The organism is Liquorilactobacillus uvarum DSM 19971 (assembly GCF_001434935.1).
Taxonomy (GTDB): Bacteria; Bacillota; Bacilli; order Lactobacillales; family Lactobacillaceae; genus Liquorilactobacillus; species Liquorilactobacillus uvarum.
In genome coordinates, this window is sequence record NZ_AZEG01000021.1 from 21,094 (window position 1) to 31,341 (window position 10,248).

Consider the following 10,248-nt stretch of genomic DNA (forward strand, 5'->3'; position numbering starts at 1 on the left):
ACACCAGTGTTAGAGGGGGATTGAGCGATGACATGGCTTGAATTTATTGCTGTTGGCAGCCTTGGGATCTTGATTGTTTACAATTTAAAAACAAGCTTGGCAGTTAAAAAGTTACGAAGCAAGATGAATGTTGCTAAGGCTGAAAAAATGGCTGTCACTGAGAATCAAGAATTGTTGGGTGTGGCTGCTGATAAGAAACGCTGGCTGCTTTTGGGGCAAATTCTGTTTTGGCTTTCAGTTGCTATGGCATTTTTCGCATCACTTATTGAGGTAGTGTATTTTTTGGATCTGTATACAATCACTTCAATTTATGTTAACTATTTAGATAAGAAAGTAATTAAAACCATTAACAAAGCATAACTGAGGGGTAATCGACTATTTATACGGTCAGATTGTCTTAAGGTTATTTTTTTTTAAAGTCTTATTAAACTTGCCAGAGGTAGGCTTTTTTGTGTTAGAATGCTAAATGTATCCTCTGAGAAACATAAGTAAATTGAATTGGAGATTTTAAAAATGGCTATTATGAAAGATTATGGATTATCACTTTTAAAAGCCCTAGTTTCTTTTATCGTTTTAATAGCAATTGTTAATCTGGTAAGGAATACAGACTGGAAACTACTTTTAAATTATTATTTAATCAGCAATTATATAATGCTTTATCCATTTAACCAGCGCTTTCTTGAAAAAAAGAGTATAGACATACAGGAAAGTGATGATCAGATACCATCGCGAACGCGGAAAAATCAAAAATTGGAATCAAAAGAGAACTTAAACGACGGCGGAGATACAATGTCACGTGTTAAAACTGTACAGACAACAAAAAATGATCCAAGGGATTTTCTGATGAACGCGGGACTTAGTTTTATGAAGTATGTATTTCTGATTGTCAGTGCACCGGTTATTTTTATGCAATCTTTTCTTCTAGGAAAGAATTTACTGTGATTTATACTGCAATTTGCACTTTGAGTGCTGAAAAATGGAGCCTTTACGAAAAAATTTATACGAAGAATATCAGTTTTTTTAAAGAATAAAATATAAATTAAAAAAACATGCATGATGAGCGAACACTGCGCGATTTTCTAGCGTAGCAAGAGCAATTTTTGTGTGCTTTTTTAGTTGCAAAACATTTTTTATTATATTTATAAATAATGTTTTTAATCTTTACCTAATGGGCTGCAACTGTTTTGAACACTGTAGTTGCGGGGCTTATCATTAGCAGGTCACATTGACTTTTCTAATATATTTGTTATAATTTTTCTAACTTGTTGTAATTTTATTTATATTGTGGAGGAATATGTATGAAAAATCTCATGAAGAGGCTTCTTTTGAAAGAAGATCCTAATGTTTATCAAGATAAGGATTCTCATTTGGAGCGTGTTTTAACAGTTAAGGATTTTCTGGCATTGGGTGTTGGTACGATTGTGTCGACTTCCATTTTTACATTGCCAGGGGTTGTCGCTGCTTCACATGCAGGTCCCGCTGTTGCATTGTCCTTCTTAGCAGCAGCTATTGTGGCAGGATTAGTTGCGTTTGCTTATGCTGAAATGTCATCTGCAATGCCATTTGCCGGATCAGCGTACTCATGGATCAACGTCGTTTTTGGTGAGTTTTTTGGTTGGATCGCTGGTTGGGCTTTGTTGGCAGAATATTTTATAGCTGTTGCTTTCGTTGCTTCCGGACTATCAGCTAATTTTAGAGGATTGATAGAGCCTCTTGGAGTTAAGCTTCCAAATTATTTGGCAAATGCACTTGGAACCAATGGTGGTTTTATAGATATTATAGCTGTTATTGTTGTCGTTTTGGTTGCATTATTATTATCGCATGGGGTTTCTGAAGCTGCTCGTGTGGAAAATATTTTGGTTGTTCTAAAAGTTTTAGCAATTTTAGTTTTTATTTTTGTTGGAATGACAGCTTTGCATAAAGCAAACTATACCCCTTTCATACCTGAGTACCATAAAAATGCTGATGGTTCTGCTTTCGGCGGTTGGCAGGGAATTTATGCAGGAGTTTCCTCGATTTTCTTATCCTATATTGGTTTTGATTCGATTGCTGCGAACTCTGCTGAAGCTAAAAATCCGCAGAAAACAATGCCACGTGGTATCTTAGGCTCTCTCTTGATTGCAGTTGTTCTTTTTGTAGCCGTTTCGCTGGTTTTAGTAGGAATGTTCCATTATTCCAGTTATGCTAACAATGCTGAACCAGTCGGCTGGGCTTTACGTCAAGGCGGGCATCCAATTGTTGCTACGGTTGTGCAGGCTGTCGCGGTTGTGGGAATGTTTACAGCTTTGATTGGTATGATGTTAGCCGGTTCTCGGTTATTATATTCATTTGGTCGTGATGGAATGCTGCCAAAATGGTTGGGCGTTTTAAATGATAAAAAACTTCCTAACCGTTCTTTGTTAGTTTTAGGCATAGTTGGTGTTGTTTTAGGAGCACTTTTCCCATTTGCTTTTTTGGCTCAACTGATATCTGCGGGGACATTGATTGCATTTATGTTTGTTTCCTTGGGAATCTACGCGCTTCGTTCACGTGAAGGAAAAGATATACCTGAACCTGCTTTTAAGATGCCCTTCTATCCCGTTCTTCCTGCTGTTGCCTTTTTAGCTGCTTTAGGGGTTTTCTGGGGATTGGATTACGATGCTAAGCTATATTCATTGGCTTGGTTTGTGTTAGGATTAATTATTTATTTTGCCTATGGTATTCGTCATTCATATCTTAGCAAGCGTGCAGAGGGTTCTAAAAATGATCAGCAGTAAAAAAGTGTTGAGCAAGGAGGCTAATTCTCTTGCTAGGACATCGAGAATCAACTATTTTGATATTGTGATTGAGTCTGGAAAGGGTGCTATTGTCAAGGATATTGAGGGGCGTCAGTATATTGACTTATTGTCTAGCGCTTCGGCAACAAATACTGGACATGCGCATCCACATGTTGTTAAAGCGATTCAAGATCAGGCAGAAAAACTGATTCAGTATACACCAGCTTATTTTGCAAATGCACCTGCTGCAAAACTTGCTCGAAGGTTGTGTGCTTTAGCACCGATAAACGGGCCAAAAAAGTTAGCTTGGGGGAATTCTGGTTCAGATGCTAATGATGGAATTATAAAATTTGCTCGTGCCTACACCAAACGACCATATCTTGTCAGTTTTATGGGCGCGTACCATGGTTCAACTTACGGTTCAATGACTTTGTCTGCTGTCAGTTTAAATATGGCACGGAATATAGGCCCATTGCTACCTGATGTTATCAAGGTCCCTTATCCGGATCCGTGGCATCGCTTGGATGGTGAAAAGGAGTCCGATTTTGTAGACAGAATGTTCGCTGAATTTAAACGTCCGTTTGAGACTTTCCTACCGACTGAGGAAACGGCTTTGATTATTATTGAGCCAATCCAAGGTGATGGTGGAATTATAAAAGCTCCTACTGCTTTTATACGCAAGGTTTCTGAATTTGCACATGAGCATGGCATTTTGTTTGCAATTGATGAAGTTAATCAAGGTTTGGGCAGAACAGGAAAGTGGTGGTCAATACAGCATTTTGAGGGTGTTGAACCGGATTTGATGTCTGTTGGAAAATCACTTGCTTCAGGTCTTCCCTTAAGCGCTGTCATTGGACGTGCCGAGATAATGGATTCACTAGATGCACCTGCGCATTTGTTTACAACATCTGGAAATCCTGTTACTACTGCAGCTGCTATGGCCACTTTGGATGTTATTGAGAATGAGCATCTTGTGGAACGCTCCGCTAAATTAGGTGAAGAAGCAAAAATATTTTTCAAACGTGAAAAAGCCAAGCACAAATTTATAGGGCAGTGTCGTATGTACGGACTTGATGGTGGGATAGATATTATTGATCCGATGACAAATAAGCCTGATGCAAATGCAACGACAAAGCTTATTTATCGCATTTTTGAGCTCGGAGTTATTATGATTAGTCTTAAAACTAATGTTTTGCGATTCCAACCACCACTAGTTATAACAGAGGATCAATTACATCAAGCTTTTAAGGTTATGGCACAAGCTTTTTCTGAATTTGAAGAAGGCAAATTGAGTTTACCTGATAATGCTGATAATATTGGCTGGTAAATTGGGCAATATATATCTGTAAATAGAAATAAAAAGACCAGTGACAGAACTAACTTGAGAGATACATTCAGAGTTAAAGTTTTTACTTTAGCGCTTGAAGTACATCTCAAATTCAGTTTTTGTCACTGGTCTTTTTAACATGGTAAGCAATTAATGTCCCAAAACTATGAAGTTGGTCCTCCTTAAAGAAGACGTATTAAATGCAGCAATAATGTATGTTAATGCTTGATAACGAGGATTTAAGCATTACATGAAGACACAGTAATTTTTTTACACTAACTATTAGAGAATATTTAGTGTTTGCTAAAATTTTTGCTAACAATCGTCCATGTAGTATTTTATATGCATTTAATCACTAATCATCAAAAATTATTGCTTCAGGCCACTTTGTGGGCCAATTTTTTCTAAGCATACGTTTACGATAAATCTGTATTTTTTTAGGATCTGAAACGAAAGAAGGTGTTGGATGGGCCTCAAAACTAAAAAGGTCTTCTAATCCGTAAGGAGCAATTATTTGTATTTCTCCGTTTTCAAGATAAACTCCAACAGCACTGCAAGTTTCAGGAATTGATGAAATGGTGTCGAATAGATCCTTACCATAAGGTTGTCTGCTGGTAGAAGTAGATAAAGCAGTATTTTGTATATTCCAGAGATATTTTAAATGTTTCTGAGCAATTATTGCTTGTTTAGTCAATAATTGCTCATATGACTCTGAGTGATCGTTGTAAAGAATGTCAATATTGTTTTGTAAAATAGAATATTTTCTTCCTGCCTTTTTACACCATACAAGGTTTCTAACTATTCCTGCGCAAACTGACCAATTTTGCAGATGAAAATTGTTAATGATTCTTAGCAATTCCATAAATTCTGGAGTTTCTTTTATAAGTTTAGTTAAGTCTTGTTTATATTTCATGCTGTTCCTCCAAAAAAGTTCTAACAGTTATTGTAATTTGTTTTCAGGAAGAATAAAAGCCTAATTTTAATTAAAAATATAAAATAAAATACTAGCTTGATGAGAATTAGTGAATTTTGTTGTGAAATTTGTTATATTATATGTGAAAGCGGTTTAAATAAGAGCTGGGAGGAATTGGTATGCAAAAAATCATTGCGATTAATGCTGGAAGTTCAAGCTTAAAGTTCAAATTATTTGAAATGCCAGAAGAAAAGGTGATAGCAAAAGGACTTTTTGATCGAATAGGTTTAGATGAAGGAAAAATTAAAATTTCGTATGATAACAAAGAAAGTTTTGAAAAAAAAGAACACATTGAAAATCATTCTGTTGCAGTCAAAAGATTGCTTGATTTGCTTTTGAATCTTGATATTATAAAAAGTTATGCTGAGATAGCTGGGGTTGGGCATCGTGTGGTTGCTGGGGGAGAGTTTTTCAAGAAATCTGTAGTCGTTAATACAAAAGTAATGCGTCAAATAAATGAATTAGCAGAATATGCACCTATTCATAATCCAGCTAATTTAATGGGAATAAAAGCTTTTAAAAAAGCTCTTCCTGACGCAATATCCGTTGCTGTTTTTGACACTTCATTTCATCAAACAATACCTAAGACGAACTTTCTTTTCAGTGTCCCATACGAGTGGTATCACAATTATGGGGTGAGAAGATATGGGGCGCATGGAACAAGTCATCGTTATGTTGCAAATGTAGCAGCACAAATGATGAAAAAGCCTCTGGCGGAGCTGAAAATCATTACTTGTCATTTGGGAGCCGGAGCTTCAATCTGTGCTATCAAAAATAGTAAATCTTTTGATACTTCTATGGGATTTACACCTCTTACCGGGATTACAATGGGGACCAGGTCGGGGGATACAGACGTTGCCATGATTTCTTTTATGATGCAAAAGTTAAAAATGCACTCGATGCCTGAAATTATATATGATTTAAATAAAAAATCCGGATTGTTAGGTATTTCAGGTATTTCTTCAGACATGCGAGATATAGAAGAAAAGAAAAAGACGAGCGAGAGGGCTCAACTTGCTGAAGATATTTTTGTTAAAGATGTTGTAAAATACATTGGAGCCTATACAGCAGAAATGGGCGGTTTGGATGCAATTGTCTTTACAGCAGGGATTGGTGAAAATTCTGCGCAAATTAGAAAACTTGTAATGAGGCGGCTTTCTTATATGGGAATAATGATTGATGAGGAAAGAAATAATCAGAGAGGTAAAGCAGAATTTGTTTCAACTCCAAACTCAAAAGTTGATGTTTTGATGATTCCAACTGATGAAGAGCTGATGATAGCACGTGACGTTCAAGTACTTGCTAGTCAAAATGAAGATATTCATTCAAAAAACTATGTGGTATAAGAGATGGAATGAGTTCTTAACATAAGAAATAGTAAATTTTTAAATTAGTTATTTTTTTGATAATTAACTGTAAACTAACCGTAACATAAAAAGGTTCACAAACATGTCAAAACGTGTTAGATTAGTCAAGTCATCTAATCGACTAATTTTTAGGGGGTTTTGTCATGAGCAATAAATTTGATATTTTAGAAGAGTATCGGGTTGCAGAGGCAAAAATTGCTGAACTTAATAATGTTTGCGAAAAAATAAATCATAGCAGCCGTGGACATCATCTTTTGAATGCTTACGATGAAAAAAGACGCGATGCGCAAGCGGAGCGAGATCGCCTAGGAGTTATACTAGAAGCTATGTCTGCGGCTGAAGATTAAAATTCAAATAAGTAATCTAATTAAGAGATTGTGACCAAGATCATGTTTTGGCTGCGATCTCTTTTATTTACTTAGAATTTGCAATTAAGAAATAGTTAATTTTTTAATTATGAACTATAGATATGAATGTTCCAATCAAGTACAATTTGTGTCAATCTGTGATTTGCAAAGAGAAAGAGTTTTGGGGAGGTTTCATTTTGTTGCAAATGTTAAATTGTTCATTTAGACAGGTAAGGCTCTCCTAAATATGAGCAGTTGGATAAAAATTGCTTGTATTATTTTAAATAGCTATTTTTTCAAGCGTAACACGTACAAATATATATTTTTTGATAAAATAGTTCGATTTTTGTTTTGACATTCATTTTTTGATTTGTTAAGCTAAATGAAAATGGAGGGATAGATGTGAGCAGTGAAATAAACATTGTTATGGGAAGTATTTCAGATTGGGAAACCATGAAAGAAGCCGCACTTATTTTAGATAAATTTCAAGTTAATTACGATAAACATGTAATTTCGGCACATCGAATGCCAAACGAAATGTTCGCTTTCTCTAAAGAAGCAGCATCTAATGGTGCTAAAGTTGTTATTGCTGGTGCTGGAGGAGCAGCTCATCTGCCTGGAATGATAGCAGCTAATACAATTTTGCCCGTTATCGGTGTTCCAGTACAGAGTCATGCACTTAATGGTCTTGATTCGTTATTGTCGATTGTTCAAATGCCAGCAGGAATCCCGGTTGCTACGACGGCAATTGGAGTTTCTGGTGCAAAAAATGCAGCCTTGTTAGCAATCCAAATATTAGCTATTAATGACAAAAATTTGCAAACTGAGTTAAGTGCTTTTCGTAAGAAACAACATGATAAATCTGTGGAAAGCGGTGAAAAACTTGTCTAATATTGTTGCGCAGGGTAAAACTATTGGTATCATAGGTGGTGGACAATTGGGACAGATGTTGGCTTTTTCGGCAAAAAAGGCTGGTTTCCGTGTACTTATTCTAGATCCGAATCCTGATTGTTCTGCTGGACAAGCCGCAGATGCTCAAATAGTAGCGCCTTATGCTGATTTAAAAGCAATTGAGGAGTTGGCACAACGTTCCGATGTGCTTACTTATGAATTTGAAAATGTTGACTTACAAGCATTGGAAGATGCTAAGCGCTTAGCTTCTATCCCTCAAGGCACGAGGTTACTCGCTATTACTAAAGATCGCATAAAAGAAAAAACATTTTTAAAAGAGCATGGTTTGAGAGTAGCACCTTTTGCAGAGATCAATAATGTGTTAGATTTAAAAGGAGCTATTGAGGAAATTGGATATCCATCGGTGTTGAAAACCTGTCAAGGCGGTTATGATGGCAAATCTCAAATTGTTTTGAAACAAGAAGCAGATTTAGCGGAAGCAACAGAACTTCTTGAAAAGGGACAATGTATTCTTGAAGGCTGGGTTCATTTTGACAAGGAATGTTCAGTGATGATCGGCCGGAGTATAAGTGGTGGAATTTCAGTTTTTCCTGTGAGTGAAAATATTCATCGAAATCAAATTTTACATGAGAGCATCGTACCTGCCCGTTTACCAAAAGAAGTTTTGAAAGAGGCACAGCAAATGGCCGTGCAGATCGCCAAGGGAATTGATCTTTGTGGTATTCTCGGGGTTGAAATGTTTGTCAGTTCTGATGGAAAAATTTTTGTCAATGAGTTGGCACCTAGACCACATAATTCTGGACATTATTCGATAGAAGCATGCAATTTTTCACAGTTTGACATTCATAACAGGGCAATTTGTGATTGGCCAATGCCCAAAATAGAACTGCTTCAACCAGTGGTGATGGTAAATATTTTGGGACAGCATGTTGCTGGATGTGAACAGTTAGTCAAGGATAAACCACAGTGGCAGTTCCATGACTACGGTAAAGGTGAAATTCGCAAAGATCGTAAAATGGGACATGTTACAATTTTAACGAATAATATTAAAGATACTTTGGATGAAGTCGATAATACAGAAGTTTGGAATTAGAAGGAGAAAAAAATGATTTCAAGATATTCACGACCAGAGATGGCAGCGAAATGGTCAGACGAAAAAAAATATGAGTGTTGGTTAGAAGTAGAAATTGCAGCCGATGAAGCTTGGTCTAAGCTAGGACATATCCCTGCAAAAGATGTAGCTAAAATTCGGGATAATGCAAGTTTCAGTGTAGATCGTATTCAGGAGATTGAACAAACCACACACCATGATGTTATCGCATTTACACGGTGTGTTTCCGAATCTTTGGGTGACGAAAGAAAATGGGTTCATTATGGTTTGACCAGTACGGATGTTGTTGATACGGCATATGGGTTTCAATTAAAACAGGTTAATGAATTACTTCGTCAAGATTTGGTCCAGTTCAAGGAAATTGTGGCTAAGAAGGCAAAAGAATATAAGAACACTGTTATGATGGGACGAACACATGGTGTTCACGCCGAACCAACAACATTTGGATTAAAGCTTGCACGCTGGTATTCTGAAATAAAAAGGGATATCGAACGTTTTGAACATGCTGCAAAAGGCATAGAAGCTGGCAAAATTAGTGGAGCTGTTGGTACTTTTGCAAATATTGATCCTTACGTTGAAAAATATGTATGCCAAAAACTTGGAATACGAGCGCAAGAAATTTCTAGTCAGGTACTTCCACGTGATTTACATGCTGAATACATATCTGCACTAGCGTTAATTGCAACAAGTCTTGAAAAATTTGCAACTGAGGTTCGTGGACTGCAAAAGTCTGAGACACGTGAAGTAGAAGAATATTTTGCCAAGGGACAAAAAGGTTCATCAGCTATGCCTCACAAGCGAAATCCAATTGGATCTGAAAATATTTGTGGTTTGGCTAGGGTAGTGAGAGGTCATATGGTCACAGCTTTTGAAGATATTACTTTATGGCATGAACGTGATATTTCTCATTCATCTGCTGAGCGGATTATTTTACCAGACACGACTATTCTGGTTGACTACATGCTTCATCGTTTCGGCACAATATTGAATACTTTGACTGTATTTCCAGATAATATGAAACGTAATATGAAACGGACATTTGGATTGATCTACAGCGGTCGGGTTCTGCTCAAATTGATTGATAAGGGTATGAGCAGAGAAGAAGCTTATGATTTAATTCAACCAAAAACAGCTGAGTCTTGGGATAAGCAGATCCAGTTTAGACCTCTTCTTGAAGCTGATCCTAAAATTATGTCAAACTTAACGCAAGAGGATCTTGATGATGCTTTTGACTATCATTGGCATTTGAGACATGTAGACGATATTTTTGAACGTATTGGATTGGGCGACTAGAAAATACGTGTATTTAAAGGGGCTATGCCATAAGTCCTTCAAAAAAGAAGAGATTAGCGAAAATTGTTCTTTGATTTTCACTAATCTCTTCTTTTTGTTTATAAAACAGTTATAGTTGGTAACCCTCGCCACCAATTTTCTAATGTTCATCGCCATCAAGGC

Annotated in this window: 10 protein-coding genes; 9 read left to right on the forward strand and 1 reads right to left on the reverse strand. The window is 36.6% G+C overall.

Annotated features, from left to right (window positions below; genetic code table 11):
- Window positions 1–27 precede the first annotated feature (27 nt).
- The 4 genes from FD20_RS09375 to FD20_RS09390 all read left to right on the forward strand — a co-directional run bounded on the left by FD20_RS09375 (window position 28) and on the right by FD20_RS09390 (window position 4,083).
- Entirely contained in the window at window positions 28–360 is a 333-nt protein-coding gene (locus FD20_RS09375; protein ID WP_057737988.1) for a hypothetical protein, read from the forward strand.
- 153 nt (window positions 361–513) lie between these two features.
- A complete protein-coding gene (locus FD20_RS09380; RefSeq protein WP_057737990.1) occupies window positions 514–942 on the forward strand; it encodes a hypothetical protein in 429 nt (142 codons plus the stop codon).
- Window positions 943–1,298: 356 nt separating this feature from the next.
- Window positions 1,299–2,756, forward strand: a complete 1,458-nt coding sequence (locus FD20_RS09385; protein WP_057737992.1) for an APC family permease — start codon at window positions 1,299–1,301, stop codon at window positions 2,754–2,756.
- The gene (locus tag FD20_RS09390; RefSeq protein WP_083489102.1) at window positions 2,743–4,083 is read left to right on the forward strand and encodes an aspartate aminotransferase family protein; all 1,341 of its coding nucleotides are present in this window, start codon (window positions 2,743–2,745) and stop codon (window positions 4,081–4,083) included. The genes FD20_RS09385 and FD20_RS09390 overlap by 14 nt, the downstream gene beginning before the upstream one ends.
- A gap of 355 nt (window positions 4,084–4,438) precedes the next feature.
- On the opposite strand, the gene FD20_RS09395 is transcribed toward FD20_RS09390, so the two are convergent.
- Complete coding sequence (locus FD20_RS09395; RefSeq protein WP_057737995.1) at window positions 4,439–4,996, reverse strand: nucleotidyltransferase family protein; 558 nt, start codon at window positions 4,994–4,996, stop codon at window positions 4,439–4,441.
- Window positions 4,997–5,175: 179 nt separating this feature from the next.
- On the opposite strand from FD20_RS09395, the gene FD20_RS09400 reads away from it, so the two are divergent.
- The 5 genes from FD20_RS09400 (at window position 5,176) to purB (ending at window position 10,086) form a co-directional block, all read left to right on the forward strand.
- A complete protein-coding gene (locus tag FD20_RS09400; protein ID WP_057737997.1) occupies window positions 5,176–6,402 on the forward strand; it encodes an acetate/propionate family kinase in 1,227 nt (408 codons plus the stop codon).
- 164 nt (window positions 6,403–6,566) lie between these two features.
- Window positions 6,567–6,770 (forward strand): hypothetical protein, encoded by a 204-nt coding sequence (locus tag FD20_RS09405; protein WP_057737999.1) that lies wholly within the window; start codon window positions 6,567–6,569, stop codon window positions 6,768–6,770.
- A gap of 426 nt (window positions 6,771–7,196) precedes the next feature.
- On the forward strand, window positions 7,197–7,661 hold the full coding sequence (gene purE, locus FD20_RS09410; protein WP_057738008.1) for a 5-(carboxyamino)imidazole ribonucleotide mutase: 465 nt from the start codon (window positions 7,197–7,199) through the stop codon (window positions 7,659–7,661).
- Entirely contained in the window at window positions 7,624–8,775 is a 1,152-nt protein-coding gene (purK, locus tag FD20_RS09415) for a 5-(carboxyamino)imidazole ribonucleotide synthase (protein WP_162255638.1), read from the forward strand. Before purE ends, purK begins: the two co-directional genes overlap by 38 nt.
- Before the next feature lie 12 nt (window positions 8,776–8,787).
- On the forward strand, window positions 8,788–10,086 hold the full coding sequence (purB, locus tag FD20_RS09420; protein WP_057738003.1) for an adenylosuccinate lyase: 1,299 nt from the start codon (window positions 8,788–8,790) through the stop codon (window positions 10,084–10,086).
- Window positions 10,087–10,248: the final 162 nt, after the last annotated feature.